This window comes from Nocardioides montaniterrae (assembly GCF_054782655.1).
Window position 1 is genome coordinate 110,856 of sequence record NZ_BAAGSB010000009.1, and the last position, 14,737, is coordinate 125,592.

Here is a 14,737-nt window from a genome sequence, read left to right on the forward strand (position 1 = left end):
AGCCACCTGTGGACAGCAAGTGGCCCGTCAGGTGACGGGAGTGAACGTCGAGGCGATCAGCGGCCGGCGGCGTCGATGCCCGCGCGGAACGCGGCGTACCCGCGCAGCTCGGCGGTCGCCGGCGTCACGACGGTGCCACCGAGGACGGAGCGCACGACGCCGCGCAACGCGACGTCCGCCGCCTCGGCGCGACCGCGCGCGGCAGGACCCACCATCGCGCGACCGACGAGCCAGAGCAGCAGACCGCCGACCAGGCCCACGACCAGCAGCAACGCGGGCAGCGGGAGACCGGCGACCTTGGAGACGTCGGAGCCCGTCACGGCCGAGACGATCCACCACGCGGCGCCGGCGAGGGCACCGAGGAACAGCACCCACTGCAGCACCCGGAGCAGAGCGGCCCAGCCGGGGATCCGGTCGGCGCGCAGGTCGACCGAGCGCAGCCCGGTGTCGAGGCTGTCGCCGACCTCGGAGAGGCGGCCGGTCACGGCCGAGTGGACGGCCCGGCGCCAGGCCGGGCCCATCCCGTCGCTGATCTCGTCGCCGAGGTCGCGGATCGTGGTGTGCAGCGCCTCGCGGGAGACCGGCGCGACGGTCGGCGTACCGGAGGAGACGCCCAGCTGACGCTCGAGCTCGCCGCCACCGACCTTGTCGAGCAGCGCGACCGGCGGCCACGCCACGGCGCGGCCGACCTGGGAGGCGACGTGGCGCTCGACGGCGTCGACGACCGTGGGTATGCCGGCGACCTCGGCCGTGGCGTCCTCGAGGTCGTCGATGCGACGGCTGTCGAGCTCGCGGGCGGGCGCCGTGCCGCCGTCGGCCTCGAGGCGGCGGGAGGCGGCCGCGATGTCGGCCTCGGCGCGCGCGTTCGTGGCGCGCTTGGAGGCGACGCGGGCGGCCAGCTCCTGGCGGAGCTGGTCCATGCCGAGGCCTTCCTTGGCGCTGACGGCGAGGACCGAGACGTCGGTGAGACCGTCGAGCGCGAGGAGGCGGCGTACGTCGGCGATCATGCCGTCGCGCTTGTCCGGCGCGATCGTGTCGATGTGGTTGAGCACGACGAGCATGACGTCCTGGTGGCCCGCGAGGGGCTTGAGGTAGCGGTCGTGCAGCGCGGCGTCGGCGTACTTCTGCGGGTCGACGACCCACACGAGCAGGTCGGCCAGCTCGACGAGGCGGTCGACCTCGAGGTGGTGCGCGACCTCGGTCGAGTCGTGGTCGGGCAGGTCCATCAGGACCACGCCGTCGAGGGCGTTGTCCTCGGCGCCGGTGTCGAGCAGCGAGTCGCGCATGGTGTGGTGACGCGGCGGGATGCCGAGCCACTGCAGCAGCTCGCCGGCACCCTCGCGGCCCCAGACGACGGCCGTCGCCCACGACGTGGTCGGACGGCGTACGCCGGTGGAGGACAGCTCGAGCCCGACCATGTGGTTGAACGTGGAGGACTTGCCCGAGCCGGTGGCGCCGGCGATCGCGACGACGGTGTGCTGGGCGGAGAGACGCATCCGGCCGGCCGCACGGTCGGCCGTGGCGAGCGCCTCGTCGAGGCGGGCCTGCGGGATGTGACCGCGGGCGGCCTCGACCGCGGCGCGCAGGCCGGCGATGCGAGCGCCCAGGGGCGTGCCCTTGATCGCGAGGTCGCGGACCTCGCCGGCGTCGTCGATGTTCTCGGTGCTCACAGGTGGCCTCCGGTGCTCTTGGCTCGAACCGCTGCGAAGCGGAGGTCGTCGACCCGTCGGGCGGCGTGGCGGAGCTGGTCGGGTGCCTCCGGCTTGAGCTGCCACTCCTCGGCGGGCGCGAGGTAGCGCGAGCGCTCGGTGCCGATCAGCGCGACCAGGCGCTGGTCGAGGGCCTCGCGAGCGGCGGTGATCATGCCGGCCGCCTGGGGCGCGCCCACGACGGTCTCGAGCAGGCGGCGTCCGAGGACGACGGAGTCGGGGACGGTGGGGGCGTCGGCGCCGAGGACGACCACGGCGAGCGTGACGGACAGGCCGTGCACGCCGAGGGCGAGGAACCGCGCGGTCGAACGTACGTCGGCGCTGCCGTCGCGGACGAGGTCCTGGAGCTGGTCCTGCCACTCACGCACCTGAGCGGTGGTCTGGCGGCGCAGGTTGCGGCCCGCGCGGGACAGGTCGTCGGCGGTCGCCGAGAGGAGGGCCTCGCCGTGGTCGGTACGGCGCCACTCGGCCGATGCGGCGGCGGCGGCCCGCTCGGCGTGGTCGACGACCAGCGCCTCGAGGGCCATCTCCAGCGCGACGCCGAGACGCTCGGCCTGCTGGGGCTTGCCCTTGATCGCGTTGACCAGCCGCTCGCGGACGAAGCCGACCTTGGCCTCGAGCGAGCGGACCAGCTCGCCGCTGCCGACGAACTCCTGCCAGCGGGCCAGCAGGTCACCGCGCAGCACGGAGCCGTCGCGGCTCGCCGCGATCACGCCGGCCTGCGCGGCGTCGTACGCCTTGTCCGCGATGGCGAGGAGGTCACCGACGGCGGCGACCTGCTCGGTGGCGGCGTCGGCGATCGGGAAGACCCGCCGCGTCACGTTGCGCACGGCACCGGCGACGGTCTGGTTGACCACCGAGCGCCGAGCACCGGCGTCCTCGGCCAGGGCCTCGAGCCACTGGCGGATGTCACGGACGTGACCGGCGGGCAGCAGGCCGAAGTCGTCGACCTCGCCGTCGGGTACGCCGAACAGCGGGGAGTCCTTGAGCCCGCGCGCGGCGAGCATCCGGGCGAGGTGCGCGGAGACGGTGCTGACGTCGCCGGCCGGGGTGCGGTCGAGCACGACGGCAACCGCGGTCGAGCGGTCAGCGGCCTGCTTGAGGTAGTCCCAGGGGATCTGGTCGGAGTAGCGGGCCGCGGAGGTGACGAAGAGCCACAGGTCGGCGGCCGCGAGGAGCTGGCCGGCCAGCTCGCGGTTGCGCTCGTCGACGGAGTCGATGTCGGGGGCGTCCAGGATCGCCAGGCCCTTCGGCACGGCGTCGGTGGAGACCAGCTGGATCGACTGCTGGTCGGTCGTCGCGGTGGCGACGCGGCGCAGGTCGGGCAGGAGGCGGTCGGCACCGAACCACTGGCTGTCGGCGGGGTTGTGCACCAGGACCGGCGACTTGGTGGTCGGGCGGAGCACGCCCGGGACGGTCACGCGGTGGCCGACCAGGGTGTTGACGAGCGTGGACTTGCCGGCACCGGTGGAGCCACCGACGACCGCGAGCAGCGGGGCCTCGAGCGACATCAGCCGCGGGATGACGTAGTCCTCCAGCTGGTCGATCAGCTGCTGGCGGGTGCCGCGGAGCTCGGGTGCACCGGGCAGGTCGAGCGGCAGCGGGGCGCCCTTGAGCGCTCCGTTGAGGCGCACGACCTCGGTGAGCATCTTGCGACCGTCGCTACCGTCGAGCGGGGTCGTCGCGGACAGCTCGTGAGTCATCGCTGTGGCACCACCTGTCCGGGGAACGCGAACCGGGGTCGGCTCGCCTGGATGAGCCCGAGGAACACCTGGCCCCGCACCTGCCAGTCCCGCGGAGGCGTTCCGCGCAGGAGGCGATGGTGCAGGAACCCGAGTTCGACGGCTGCCTGCTGATAATCGCGCATCGCCCGCAGCGCCTCGGGACCGCCCTGGCTGCGCGCGAACCTGCGGGCCGTACGCCGGGCACGCAGGTCGACGACCCAGCCGATGTCGGTGGCCGGGATCAGGCCGCGATGGGCGGCGTCCTCGAGCGCCCTCGTGAGCACAGTCCGCTCCGAGCTGCGGGCCCAGATCGCCAGGCTGATCAGCGCGCTGAAGACCGGGATCGCCAGGACGGCGTACATCATCACGAAGCTGCCGAAGCCGAAGGCCGTCGAGCCGTTCCAGATGCCGTGCGCGATCACCGCGAGGACGTACCCACCGATCGGCGCGAGCCAACGCACGGCGGCCGAGCGGGAGGTGACCGCGAGGCCGATGCCGATGCCGGTGAAGGCGGTGAACACCGGGTGGGCGAACGGACCGAACACGCAGCGCACGACGAAGGTCGCCGTCACCCCGTTGAGCCCGCCGGGGCCCATCCCGTCGGCGCCGTCGTACGAGGACGCCAGGTAGAGGATGTTCTCGGTGAACGCGAAGCCGACGCCGACCATGCCGGCGTACACGATGCCGTCGAGGACGCCGTCGATCTCCGCGCGACGCCACCACAGCAGCAGCACCAGGAACAGCCCCTTGCAGGCCTCCTCGGCGATCGGCGCGATGATCGAGGCCTGACCGGCGGTGCTGATGCCGGTGACGATCCCGCCGATGCCCTCCACCAGCAGCGCGATCGTGGTCGCCGCGAAGGCGCCCCAGAGCAGGCCGAGAGCGAGCAGCTTCTTGGGCTCGGGCTCGTACCGGTCGAGCCAGACGTACGCCGCCACGACGGGCCCGACCGGCACGGCGGCCAGCACGGTGGCGAGGAACATGGTCGCCGGAGCGTCCTTGGTGGCCAGGAGCAGCACCACCACCGCGGCGCCGAGAGCCACTGCCACGGTCACCACGACCGTGAAGGCGACGTTCTCGCGCGGGGCGGCAGGCATGGCAGAACCCTATCGGGAGCCTCGGGTGCGGCCGGGATCGTCGGCGTACGCTGGGCGGCGTGGAAGAGGAGCTGAAGACCGAGGCCCACGATCCCGCCGTCCCGGAGGCGTACGCCGCCTTCATGCGGACCGGTTGGCGCGACGGCGATGCCGACGTGCCGGAGCACCCGGTCGCTCCCCTGGCCGCGGCCCGTCGCGAGCGGCTCGCGGCGGCGTTCCCAGGCGAGCGGCTGGTGATCCCCGGCGGCACCTACAAGGTGCGCGCGGCGGACACCGACTACCGCTTCCGCCCCGACACCGCCCACACCTACTACTCCGGCAACCAGACCTCCGACGCGACGCTGGTGATCGAGCCGGACGGGTCGTCGGTCCTCTACGCGCGCCCACGCTCGGGCCGCGACAGCGACGAGTTCTTCCGGGACCGCCAGTACGGCGCCCTCTGGGCCGGCCGTCGCCCCTCGCTCGGCGAGATGACCGCCGCACTCGGGCTCGAGGTCCGGCACGCCTCGGAGCTGGAGTCGGTGCTGGCCGGCTCGACGAAGACCCGCACGCTCGGCTCCGACGACGAGCTCACCCGCGTCGCCTCGGAGATGCGCCTGGTCAAGGACACCTGGGAGGTCGCCGAGCTGCAGGCCGCGATCGACGCCACCACACTCGGGTTCGAGGACAGCGTGCGCGAGTGGGACAACGTGCTGAAGTACGGCGAGCGCTGGCTGGAGGGCACCTTCTTCCGCCGCGCGCGCACCCTGGGCAACGACCTCGGCTACGACTCGATCGTCGCCGGTGGGGCGCACGCCACGACCCTGCACTGGATCGAGAATTCCGGTCCGATCACGCCCGGCGAGCTGGTCCTGCTCGACATGGGCGTCGAGGGCAACAACCTCTACACCGCCGACGTGACACGCACCCTGCCGGTCTCGGGTCGCTTCACCCCGCTGCAGCGCGACCTCTACACCCTGGTGCTGAACGCACAGGAGGCCGCGCTCGGCGCGCTCGGCCCTGGCAGCAGGTTCCTGGCCGGCCACGAGGCGGCCATGGTCGTGCTGGCCCATGGCCTGGCCGACCTCGGCCTGCTCCCGGTGTCGCCCGAGGAGGCCCTGGCGCCGGACTCCAAGGTCTACGCCCGCTGGACGCTGCACGGCGTGAGCCACATGCTCGGCATGGACGTCCACGACTGCGGCGAGGCCGCGCCCGAGAGCTACCGCGACGGCACCCTGGCCGAGGGCATGGTGCTCACCGTCGAGCCGGGGCTCTACTTCCAGGAGGACGACCTGCTCGTCCCCGAGGAGCTGCGCGGCATCGGCATCCGCATCGAGGACGACGTGCTCGTCACCGCCGACGGCGTGCAGAACCTCTCCGCCGCCCTCCCCCGCGACCCCGACGCCGTCGAGGAGTGGATGGGTTCGCTCAGAGGCTGACAGACTTCGCGCACAAGCCTCCGTAGCGCAACTGGATAGCGCAAGTAGCTTCTACCTACTGGGTTGCGGGTTCGAGTCCTGCCGGGGGCACCAGCGCGGCACGGTCACCCGATCGCGGCGAGCAGCCCGTCCGGAGTGGTGTCGTTGAGCAGGTGGCCATCGACGACGACCGTCGGCGTGCCCTGCAGGCCGGTGCCGAGGGCCGCCTTGGTGGCGGCCTTGGCCCAGGCCAGGCCGGCCCCGGACTCGATCGGGCCCTTGACCTGCGACTCCTTCGCGCCGGCCTCGACCGCGTACTTCACCAGGTCCTCGTCGGAGAGGTAGGGACCCTCCTCCGACGGCTGGTTCTCGTAGAGCAGGTCGTGGAACTTCTTCGCGACGTCGGGTCCCGCCTTGTCCAGGACGACCGAGAACGCGCCGGCCGAGCGCGCGGAGTAGTCGCCGAGCCGCGAGAGCAGATCGAACGGGCGGTACTCCACCTGGACCGTGCCGTCGGCGGCGAGCTGCGCGATCCGGCTGCGCGTGCCCTTCTCGAGCGCGCCGCAGAACGGGCAGAGGAAGTCCTCGTAGATCACGACGTGGTGCGTGGCGGAGTCCGGGCCGAACTTCACGCCGTAGGTGCCGCTCGTCGACGCGATCGCGGCCTCGACCTTGGTGTCGTTCTTGTGCTTGTTGATCACGCCGAGCGCGATCGCTCCGGCCACGATCAGCACCATCACCAGCCCGACGCCACCCATGGCGAGCAAGCGGCGCTGCCGCTCCTTCCTCTGCTGCTCGGCGAGGAGGGCGGCGGCCTTGGTGTTCGACATGGGGTTCAGTCTCCTTCAAGGGGACGAGCAGGGAACAGCAGGGAGTCCAGCGCGAGGCGGCTGCGGCCGCGCCACGCCAGGAGTGCGGAGAGGAGCAGGAGGCCGAGGTCGCGCGCGATCTCCCAGGGGTACGCCGACGCCGCGTGCGGGTCCGCACCGCCGCCACCGAAGCACCCGCAGTCGATCTCGATGCCGCGCGCCCAGACAGATGCGATACCCACGATGAACGCGGTCAGCAGGAGCACCGACATGGCCGCGGCGCCGCGCGTCATCACACCGAGCACGAGTGCCAGGCCGATCACCAGCTCCACGGCGGGAAGGCCGGTGCCGACCCACTCGGCGACCTGCGGCGAGAGGATCTGGTAGCCCCGGACGGCGTTGATGCTCTCGGCGACATGGGTCAGCTTGAGCCCGCCGGCGACGATCCAGACGCACCCGACGACGAGTCGGGCGACGAGGCCAACCCACGGCTCGACCCGCGCCATCGACTGCTTCATGGGAGGCGAGGCTAGTGCGTGGTGCTGAATCGAGGCTGAGGACCGATCGGACCCACCGCGTAGGGTTCGGCCCGTGAACGAACGACTCGTCTGGATCGACTGCGAGATGACCGGCCTCGACCTCGGCGCCGACGCCCTCGTGGAGATCGCCGCGCTGGTGACCGACTTCGACCTGAACGTCCTGGGTGAGGGCGTCGACATCATCATCAAGCCGCCGGCCGAGGCGCTCGACCAGATGATCGAGTACGTCCGCAACATGCACGCCCACTCCGGCCTGCTCGAGGAGCTCAAGAACGGCGTCACCCTCGAGGAGGCCGAGGAGCAGGTCATGGCCTACATCCGCGAGCACTGCCCGGCCGACTCGCGCCCGCCGCTGGCCGGCAACACCGTCGCCACCGACCGCGGCTTCATCGCCCGCGACATGTCCCAGCTCGACGAGTTCCTGCACTACCGGATCATCGACGTCTCCTCGATCAAGGAGCTCGCCAAGCGGTGGTACCCGCGGGCCTACTTCGCGGCGCCGACCAAGCGCGGCAACCACCGCGCGCTGGCCGACATCCAGGAGAGCATCGAGGAGCTGCGCTACTACCGCGACACGGTCTTCGTGCCGCTCCCCGGACCCGACACGGACGCCTCCAAGGAGGCCGCCACCCGGCACGGCGGCTCGCTCACCGGCCTCGGTCCCGCCTGACGGCCTACCGATTCAGCGTTCGCTGACGGCGACCACTACACTCATCCCGGTCGCCACCTCGGTGGCGCCGACACATGGTGGGCGTAGCTCAGCTGGTAGAGCATCGCGTTGTGGTCGCGAGGGTCGCGGGTTCGAGCCCCGTCGCTCACCCCAGTCACGCAGCCGGATCCGCAAGGGTCCGGCTGCGGTCGTTTCACGGCCCCGCGCCTGAGCCTGCGAAGGCGCGGAACGGGCCGGGACGTCGAGTAGCCGCGCGGTCGCGAGCCTGCGAGCGCTCGTGACCGGCGTATCGAGACACACGCCCCCTCGGGCCACGTGACGGCAATTACGCGCCGAAACCCTTGCGAAAAAAGTTTAGGTATCCCTAACCTCAGGCCATGAGCTTCGAGAAGACCCTCATCCTCGGCCTGATCGCCGGCAGCACGATCCTGCTCGGCCTGCCGATCGGCCGGCTGACCAAGCCCGCGCCGGTGCTGCGTGCGCTGCTCAACGCGGTCGCGGTCGGCGTGCTGGTCTTCCTCGTCTGGGACGTCCTGTCCGCCGCCTGGGAGCCCGCCGACCTCGCCCTGTCCGCCGAGGGCGGTCCCGAGTGGGGCACGGGCCTGGGCTACGCCTTCCTGATGTTCGCCGGCCTGGCCGTCGGCCTGCTCGCCCTCGTCGGCTACGAGCGCCGGATGCCCGCCGAGCTCGACCCCACCAAGCTCTCGATGCTCATCGCCATCGGCATCGGCCTGCACAACTTCGCCGAGGGCCTGGCCATCGGCCAGGCCGCTGCCACCGGTGCCATCGCGCTCGCGGTCCTGCTGGTCGTCGGCTTCGGCCTGCACAACGCCACCGAGGGCTTCGGCATCACCGCTCCCCTGGCCGGCGGCACCCGCCCGACCTGGGGCCGGCTGCTGCTCCTGGGCGCCATCGGCGGCGGTCCGACCCTGGCCGGCACACTCATCGGCTACCAGTGGACCAGCGACGTCGTCGCCGTGATCTTCCTGTCCCTGGCCGCGGGCTCGATCCTGTACGTCGTCATCCAGCTGGTCGGCGTGGCCGCCCGCGCCCGGCGTACGGACCTGCTCGCCGTGGGCATGGTCGTCGGCCTGATGGCCGGCTTCCTCACCGACGCGATCGTCACCGCCGGCGGCGTCTGACCCGCATCCCGTGCGCGTCCCGGGGAACCGGCAGCGCATGGACATCCCGATCGACACCGTCGTCCTCGACATCGACGGCACGCTGCTCGACTCGAACTACCACCACGCCGTGGCGTGGGCGCAGGCCTTCGACGCGGTCCTCGACCGGCACGTCCCGGTCTTCGCGATCCATCGCTCGATCGGGATGGGCGGGGACCGCCTGGTGGCCGCGGTCGCCGGCGACGACGTCGAGCAGCAGCACGGCGAGGAGATCCGTCGCCGCTGGAAGAAGGCGTACGACGCCCTCATCGACGACGCCCGCCTCGTCGACGGTGCACGCGAGCTGCTGAGCGCCCTGCAGGAGCGCGGGCTCGACGTGGTGCTGGCCAGCTCGAGCATCCCCGAGCACGCCCGCCACGCCCTGGACCTGCTCGACGCCGACGAGCATGCCGACGACTGGACGACCAGCGAGGACGCCGAGGAGTCCAAGCCCGACCCCGAGCTGATCGCGACCGCCCTGGAGAAGGTCGACGCCGGGCGGTCGGTGATGATCGGCGACTCGGTCTGGGACGTCGAGGCCGCCGCCAGGCTGCAGATCCCGACGATCTGCCTGCTGACGGGCGGGAGCGGGCGCGACGAGCTGGAGCAGGCCGGCGCCGCCGGCGTACGGCTGGACTGCCGTGACCTGCTCGACCACCTCGACGAGGCGCTCGCGGCGGCGCTCAACCGCTGACGGTCACTGCCCGATCGGCAGCCCGAACCGGCCCTTCTGGAAGTCCTCGTACGCCGCCATGACCTCGGCCTTGGTGTTCATCACGAACGGCCCCGCCCAGGCGATCGGCTCGCGGATCGGCTTGCCGCCGAGCACCAGCACGTCGAGCCTGGGGCTGCGCGACTCCTGGGTGCCGGCCGCCTCGACGGTGAGGTAGTCGCCCGCACCGAGCACGGCGGTCTGGCCCATCTCGATCGGCTGCTTGTCGATGCCGACCGATCCCTTGCCGGACAGCACGTAGACCAGCGCGTTGTACTCGACCGGCCACGGCAGCTCCAGCCGCGCGCCCGGCTCGACGGTCGCGTGCACCAGCGTCATCGGGGTGAACGTGCTGCCCGGGCCGGCGTGACCGTCGACCTCGCCGGCGATCACGCGCACCAGCGCGCCCGCGTCGGGGGTGCTCAGCAGCGCGACCTCGCGCGAGTGGATGTCCTGGTACTTCGGGTTGTTGGCCTTCGCGTCGCGAGGCAGGTTCACCCAGAGCTGGATGCCGTGGAACAGGCCACCCTTGCTGACCAGCCACTCCGGCGGGGCCTCGATGTGCATGATGCCGGCGCCAGCGGTCATCCACTGGGTGTCGCCGTCGGTGATCGAGCCGCCGCCACCATGGTTGTCCTGGTGGTCCATGACGCCGTCGATCATGTAGGTGACGGTCTCGAAGCCGCGGTGCGGGTGCCAGGGCGTGCCCTTGGGCTCGCCCGGCGCGTACTCGACCTCGCCCATCTGGTCCATGTGGATGAACGGGTCCAGCTGGCGCTGGTCGATGCCCGCGAAGGCCCGGCGTACGGGGAAGCCCTCGCCCTCGTAGCCCTGGGGGGCGGTCGTCACCTGGTGGACCGGACGCGGCTGGTCACCCAGACCGGGCGCCTTGATCCGGGACAGGACGGTCAGGTCGTCGACGGTGATCGCGGGCATCGTCATCATCTCCATGTCGTAGTTGTTGACATGTCAACCATAAGGCGCCGGGGTTTGTTCCGTCTAGGGTCGCTGCATGGAGTCGTACGACGTCGTGGTGGTCGGTGCCGGACACAACGGACTGACCGCGGCGGCGTACCTCGCCCGTGCCGGGCTCTCCGTCCTGGTCCTCGAGCGCCTCGACCGGACCGGCGGCGCCGCCGTCTCGGAACAGGCGTTCCGCGGGGTCCCGACGCGGCTGTCGCGCTACTCCTACCTCGTCTCGCTGCTCCCCGACTCGATCGTGGCCGACCTCGGGCTCGACATCGAGCTGACCTCGCGCGCGACCGCGTCGTACACGCCGTACTTCCGCGGCGAGGAGGCCGACGGCCTGCTCGTCGAGCGGACGGAGGGGCCGGCGACCCGCGACGGCTTCCTGCGGCTGACGCGCACCGACGAGGAGTACGCCGCATGGCGCTCCTTCTACACCGACGTCGCTCGGCTGGCGGCGGTCGTGGCACCCACGCTCACCGCGCCCCTGCCCCGCGTCACCGACCTGCGCGAGCAGGTGGCGCCGTGGATCTGGGACCAGCTCGTCGAGCGACCGCTGGGCGAGGCGATCCGGCGCAGGTTCCGCGACGACGTGGTGCGCGGCGTCGTGGCGACGGATGCGCTGATCGGGACGTTCGCGTCGCTGGACGACCCGTCGCTGGTGCAGAACCGCTGCTTCCTCTACCACCTGATCGGCAACGGCACCGGAGAGTGGCGCGTGCCCGTCGGCGGGATGGGCTCGGTGACGACGGCCCTGGAGAAGGCGGCGATCGACGCGGGCGCGACGATCACGACCGGGGCGACGGTCACCTCGATCTCCGAGGATCCCGAGGTGCGCTGGATCGCCGGCGGGAAGGCGCACGCGGCGCGGGCGCGGTTCGTGCTCGCCAACGTCGCACCGTGGGTGTTGCACGAGCTGCGCGGCGGCGCGCACGAGGAGTCGGTCAAGCCGGAGGGGTCGCAGCTCAAGATCAACCTGCTGCTCTCGCGGCTCCCGCAGCTGCGCTCCGGCGTCTCCCCCGAGGTCGCCTTCGCCGGGACGCTGCACCTCAACGAGACCTGGACCGACCTCGAGACGGCGTACGCCGAGGCCTCGGCCGGTCGTGTGCCGACGCGACTGCCCGGCGAGGTCTACTGCCACTCGCTGACCGATCCCTCCATCCTCGGCGACGTGCCTCGCGGGACGCACACGCTGACCTACTTCGGCCTGCACACGCCGGCGCGGCTGTTCGCCGCCGATCCGGCCGGCGCGAAGAGGCTGGCGGTCGAGCGGGCGATCGAGTCGCTGGACGCCGTGCTGGCGGAGCCGCTGATGTCGTGCGTCGCGCGCGACGCCGATGGCGAGCCGTGCATCGAGGCGAAGATCCCTCAGGACGTCGAGCGGGACGTGGCGATGCCGGGCGGGCACATCTTCCACGGCGACCTCGAGTGGCCGTGGGCTCCGGCGCGGGCGGCGCTCGCCACCGCCGCCGACCGCTGGGGTGTCGCGACCGACCATCCGGCGGTCCTGCTCTGCGGATCGGGCGCTCGACGGGGTGGCGCCGTCTCCGGGATCGGCGGCCACAACGCGGCCCAAGCGGTGCTGGAGATGCGGTGACACCCGGATTTTGGCGGTCTGTCGCCACGGTGTAATCTTTTCTCGTTCCTGCGGGAACACCCCCGAGCGCCATTAGCTCAATTGGCAGAGCAGCTGACTCTTAATCAGCGGGTTCGCGGTTCGAGTCCGTGATGGCGTACAGGGAGAAGGGCCCGGTCGAGAGACCGGGCCCTTCGACGTTTTCCGCGCTTCTGCGGTCGGCGCGGGCGCCGAGGCCCCACACTGGCCCCGGCGAGAGGATCTTCGATGCGGGCGAGCAGCTGGGCGGCACTCGGGCTGATCGGCGCGCTCACCCTGGTCGGGTGCACGCCGAAGGACGCCAGCCCTCCCCCGGCATCGCCTCAGGAGCCGGCGCAGGCGACCGTCGCAACGCCCACCGCGACCGGCAGCCCCTCCGCCCACCCGCAGCGGACGCCGGCAAGGGGCGCCGACGCCGCGGCGGCGCGGAGGTTCATCCGGTTCGCGCTCCAGCCGAGCGCATCGACGTGGACGACGATGCACCCGCGTGACGGCGTACGCATCGGGCTCGGCCGGCCGACGCGGACCCTCACGCCGGCGCACGCCTCCGAGCCCGACGCCTGGAAGCTCCCCGCCAAGGGAGCGTTCGGCCGTTCCGGGCTGCTGTCGGCGCTGGACGAGATCCAGCACGCGCAGGGAGGGTTCAAGGTCTCCGTGGGTCCGCGCCACCACTGTGCCGGCCCGCTCGTGCGCGCGCCGAGGGCCTTCCGCGGACTGGCCCGGATCTCGATCGAGCCGCGCGACCGCTCGATCGACTCGTGCCTCGACTGGTTCGCCGTCGACCTGTTCCTCGACGGGCACCACCAGCTCGCCGGGGTCACCCTCGACCTGTGGGAGCCCTGAGCTCACTCACAGGCGAGTGAGGTCGGCGCGGTGATGTCGGTGACGCCCGGCAGACTGCTCCCATGACCTCGGACCCCGACAAGAGCGCGGTGTACGCCGCCGAGGACCAGCTGGCGACCTGGCTGGACCGGGTGACGCCCGAACGGCCGACGATTTCCGTCGACGGCGCGGTCCACGAGGCCGAGGTCGAGCCGCGGTTCACCGATCCCGAGGCCGTTGGGAGGTACGTCGAGCAGGTGCTCACGCACCTGCGCGACCGCGGCTGCGACTACGCCGGCCGCGAGCAGGCACGGGTGGGGGTCCGGGCCCGGCAGGGGCGGACCAAGGCGATCTACACGCCCGAGCCACCGACCATCGCGGTGCCGCCGTTCGAGGTGGGTGGTCGCTGGGCGCTGCGCGGCCTGGTGGTGCTGCACGAGCTCACCCACCACCTGTCGGGTGCGCTGGACCACGGCGCCGACTTCAGGACGACGTACCTCCGGCTCCTGGAGGACATCGGCAACCCGGTGCTCGCCCAGCTGCTGCACCTGACCTATGCCGCCCAGGGGCTCGACCAGGTCGACGACGATGCCGACGAGGGCAACCTGGCCAAGATCGCCAAGCTGCTCCGCCAGGCCGAGGGCACCGCGAACGACCACGAGCGCGACGCCTTCCTGACCAAGGCGCAGGCGCTGGCCACGCGGCACTCGATCGCCCTGGCCGTCGCGCGCGCCCACACGGCCCGGCAGGAGCAGCGCGAGCAGCCGGGCTCCGAGAACTACCGGATCGGCGAGCCCGGCAAGCGCGGCCTCGCCCGCTACGTGCGGCTGCTGCTCAACATCGCCCACACCAACGACCTGCGGTGCACGATCAGCCACGACTCCACCGCCGTCACGATGTACGGCTTCCCCAGCGACATCGAGGTCACCAAGGCGCTCTACGAGTCGCTGCTGGTGCAGATGGTCGCGGAGTGCGAGCGCTACCTGCGCTCCGGCGAGCGTGACGTGACGGTGACGCGGGAGCGACGTACGCGCCGCAAGGTGGTCAAGCCGGTCGCCACCATCACCGCGCGCCTCGCGTTCTACGAGGCGTACGCCGCCCGCATCGGTCATCGTCTCCAGCAGGCCCGGGAGGCGACGCTCGCCGCGGCCGGGGTCTCGACGGGCTCGACCACCGGAGCCGGCTCGACCACCGGGTCGAGCGAGACAGCGCTCGCGCTGCGGCAGAAGGAGGTCGACGTGCACGACCACTTCAGGGAGGCGCTGCGCAAGAACAACATCCGCGGCACCTGGAGCGCCGACCGTCGCTCGTCGGCCCAGAGCGCGCCCGGCGCGGCCTTCCACGGCGACGCCGCGGCCCAGCGTGCCCGGCTGTCGGATGCCAAGGAGCTCGGCGCCGCCGGTTAGTCCGGGGCCGCGCTTGCAGGTTTCCCAAGGTATGCAGGGAAACCTGCGCTTCCCATGGGTTGCAACGCCGCGGAATCCATCGGTCTAAGCAACGCTGACCCGCAAGGAGCG

13 protein-coding genes and 3 tRNA genes are annotated in these 14,737 nt (G+C 71.9%); 10 read left to right on the top strand and 6 right to left on the bottom strand.

Features of this window, described 5'->3' with window-relative positions:
- Positions 1 to 56: 56 nt before the first annotated feature.
- Genes ACYVJ3_RS13310 through ACYVJ3_RS13320 form a run of 3 tightly spaced genes read right to left on the bottom strand, consistent with a single transcriptional unit; the run spans position 57 to position 4,530 of the window.
- Entirely contained in the window at positions 57 to 1,670 is a 1,614-nt protein-coding gene (locus ACYVJ3_RS13310) for a GTPase (RefSeq protein ID WP_460853504.1), read from the bottom strand.
- Complete coding sequence (locus ACYVJ3_RS13315; protein WP_460853505.1) at positions 1,667 to 3,412, bottom strand: dynamin family protein; 1,746 nt, start codon at positions 3,410 to 3,412, stop codon at positions 1,667 to 1,669. The genes ACYVJ3_RS13310 and ACYVJ3_RS13315 overlap by 4 nt, the downstream gene beginning before the upstream one ends.
- Complete coding sequence (locus ACYVJ3_RS13320; RefSeq protein WP_460853506.1) at positions 3,409 to 4,530, bottom strand: PrsW family intramembrane metalloprotease; 1,122 nt, start codon at positions 4,528 to 4,530, stop codon at positions 3,409 to 3,411. The genes ACYVJ3_RS13315 and ACYVJ3_RS13320 overlap by 4 nt, the downstream gene beginning before the upstream one ends.
- A gap of 59 nt (positions 4,531 to 4,589) precedes the next feature.
- Between ACYVJ3_RS13320 and ACYVJ3_RS13325 the strand changes: the two genes are divergently transcribed.
- Positions 4,590 to 5,948: an aminopeptidase P family protein gene (locus ACYVJ3_RS13325; RefSeq protein WP_460853507.1), complete on the top strand. Its 1,359-nt coding sequence runs from the start codon at positions 4,590 to 4,592 to the stop codon at positions 5,946 to 5,948.
- A 16-nt stretch (positions 5,949 to 5,964) separates the two neighbouring features.
- Positions 5,965 to 6,041 (top strand) — tRNA-Arg (locus ACYVJ3_RS13330).
- 11 nt (positions 6,042 to 6,052) lie between these two features.
- On the opposite strand, the gene ACYVJ3_RS13335 is transcribed toward ACYVJ3_RS13330, so the two are convergent.
- A complete protein-coding gene (locus tag ACYVJ3_RS13335; protein WP_460853508.1) occupies positions 6,053 to 6,757 on the bottom strand; it encodes a DsbA family protein in 705 nt (234 codons plus the stop codon).
- Positions 6,758 to 6,762: 5 nt separating this feature from the next.
- On the bottom strand, positions 6,763 to 7,254 hold the full coding sequence (locus tag ACYVJ3_RS13340) for a DoxX family protein (RefSeq protein WP_460853509.1): 492 nt from the start codon (positions 7,252 to 7,254) through the stop codon (positions 6,763 to 6,765).
- A 73-nt stretch (positions 7,255 to 7,327) separates the two neighbouring features.
- Between ACYVJ3_RS13340 and orn the strand changes: the two genes are divergently transcribed.
- From orn to ACYVJ3_RS13360, 4 genes are all read left to right on the top strand, one after another.
- Entirely contained in the window at positions 7,328 to 7,945 is a 618-nt protein-coding gene (gene orn / locus ACYVJ3_RS13345) for an oligoribonuclease (protein ID WP_460853510.1), read from the top strand.
- Positions 7,946 to 8,022: 77 nt separating this feature from the next.
- A tRNA-His gene (locus tag ACYVJ3_RS13350) sits at positions 8,023 to 8,098 on the top strand.
- 224 nt (positions 8,099 to 8,322) lie between these two features.
- Entirely contained in the window at positions 8,323 to 9,087 is a 765-nt protein-coding gene (locus tag ACYVJ3_RS13355) for a ZIP family metal transporter (RefSeq protein WP_460853512.1), read from the top strand.
- 37 nt (positions 9,088 to 9,124) lie between these two features.
- The gene (locus ACYVJ3_RS13360) at positions 9,125 to 9,799 is read left to right on the top strand and encodes an HAD family hydrolase (RefSeq protein ID WP_460853513.1); all 675 of its coding nucleotides are present in this window, start codon (positions 9,125 to 9,127) and stop codon (positions 9,797 to 9,799) included.
- Between the two features lie 3 nt (positions 9,800 to 9,802).
- On the opposite strand, the gene ACYVJ3_RS13365 is transcribed toward ACYVJ3_RS13360, so the two are convergent.
- Positions 9,803 to 10,768, bottom strand: coding sequence for a pirin family protein (locus tag ACYVJ3_RS13365; RefSeq protein ID WP_460853514.1), 966 nt, complete (start codon positions 10,766 to 10,768; stop codon positions 9,803 to 9,805).
- Positions 10,769 to 10,829: 61 nt separating this feature from the next.
- Here ACYVJ3_RS13365 and ACYVJ3_RS13370 point away from each other — a divergent pair, with 61 nt between their 5' ends.
- From ACYVJ3_RS13370 to ACYVJ3_RS13385, 4 genes are all read left to right on the top strand, one after another.
- Positions 10,830 to 12,380, top strand: a complete 1,551-nt coding sequence (locus ACYVJ3_RS13370) for a phytoene desaturase family protein (RefSeq protein WP_460853515.1) — start codon at positions 10,830 to 10,832, stop codon at positions 12,378 to 12,380.
- A gap of 66 nt (positions 12,381 to 12,446) precedes the next feature.
- Positions 12,447 to 12,519 (top strand) — tRNA-Lys (locus tag ACYVJ3_RS13375).
- Positions 12,520 to 12,626: 107 nt separating this feature from the next.
- Positions 12,627 to 13,241 (top strand): hypothetical protein, encoded by a 615-nt coding sequence (locus ACYVJ3_RS13380; protein WP_460853516.1) that lies wholly within the window; start codon positions 12,627 to 12,629, stop codon positions 13,239 to 13,241.
- Positions 13,242 to 13,303: 62 nt separating this feature from the next.
- Entirely contained in the window at positions 13,304 to 14,626 is a 1,323-nt protein-coding gene (locus ACYVJ3_RS13385; RefSeq protein ID WP_460853517.1) for a TIGR04338 family metallohydrolase, read from the top strand.
- The last annotated feature ends 111 nt before the right edge of the window (positions 14,627 to 14,737 follow it).

Bases quoted from the DNA above. Each gene is read 5' to 3' on its own strand.
- ACYVJ3_RS13315 (WP_460853505.1), bottom strand. From the start codon at position 3,412: ATGACTCACGAGCTGTCCGCGACGACCCCGCTCGACGGTAGCGACGGT.
- ACYVJ3_RS13320 (WP_460853506.1), bottom strand. From the start codon at position 4,530: ATGCCTGCCGCCCCGCGCGAGAACGTCGCCTTCACGGTCGTGGTGACC.
- ACYVJ3_RS13335 (WP_460853508.1), bottom strand. From the start codon at position 6,757: ATGTCGAACACCAAGGCCGCCGCCCTCCTCGCCGAGCAGCAGAGGAAG.
- ACYVJ3_RS13340 (WP_460853509.1), bottom strand. From the start codon at position 7,254: ATGAAGCAGTCGATGGCGCGGGTCGAGCCGTGGGTTGGCCTCGTCGCC.
- ACYVJ3_RS13355 (WP_460853512.1), top strand. From the start codon at position 8,323: ATGAGCTTCGAGAAGACCCTCATCCTCGGCCTGATCGCCGGCAGCACG.
- ACYVJ3_RS13360 (WP_460853513.1), top strand. From the start codon at position 9,125: ATGGACATCCCGATCGACACCGTCGTCCTCGACATCGACGGCACGCTG.
- ACYVJ3_RS13365 (WP_460853514.1), bottom strand. From the start codon at position 10,768: ATGGAGATGATGACGATGCCCGCGATCACCGTCGACGACCTGACCGTC.
- ACYVJ3_RS13370 (WP_460853515.1), top strand. From the start codon at position 10,830: ATGGAGTCGTACGACGTCGTGGTGGTCGGTGCCGGACACAACGGACTG.
- ACYVJ3_RS13380 (WP_460853516.1), top strand. From the start codon at position 12,627: ATGCGGGCGAGCAGCTGGGCGGCACTCGGGCTGATCGGCGCGCTCACC.
- ACYVJ3_RS13385 (WP_460853517.1), top strand. From the start codon at position 13,304: ATGACCTCGGACCCCGACAAGAGCGCGGTGTACGCCGCCGAGGACCAG.